Here is a 374-nt window from a genome sequence, read left to right as displayed (position 1 = left end):
CCGCCGAAGCCGCCCAGGATGACGTTGAAGATCGACCGGTTCATGCCCTTGCACATGATGTAGGACAGGATGGCGCCGGACGATCCGACCAGCGCGCCGGTGATGATCAGCAGGTTGTTCTCGAGCGTGAAGCCGATGCCGGCGGCCGCCCAGCCGGAATAGCTGTTCAGCATCGAGACCACGACCGGCATGTCGGCACCGCCGATCGGCAGGATCAGCAGGAAGCCCAGCGCCAGCGCCAGCAGCACGATGATCCACAGCGCGGCGGTCGAGTTCGACGCGCACAGCCAGACGATGCACAGCACAAGCACGACGCCGAGCGCCGCGTTCAGCATGTGCTGCATGTTGAAGACCAGCGGCTTGCCCGACACCAG

1 protein-coding gene is annotated in these 374 nt (G+C 65.0%); it reads right to left on the bottom strand.

All coding sequences use genetic code 11. The features are described 5' to 3' along the window. Positions 1–374: NAD(P)(+) transhydrogenase (Re/Si-specific) subunit beta (locus N825_RS35800; RefSeq protein WP_037462532.1), on the bottom strand; the 374-nt coding region annotated here is incomplete at both ends.

This window comes from Skermanella stibiiresistens SB22, assembly GCF_000576635.1.
GTDB classification, from domain to species: domain Bacteria; phylum Pseudomonadota; class Alphaproteobacteria; order Azospirillales; family Azospirillaceae; genus Skermanella; species Skermanella stibiiresistens.
This window is presented reverse-complemented; position numbering and strand designations above follow the sequence as displayed.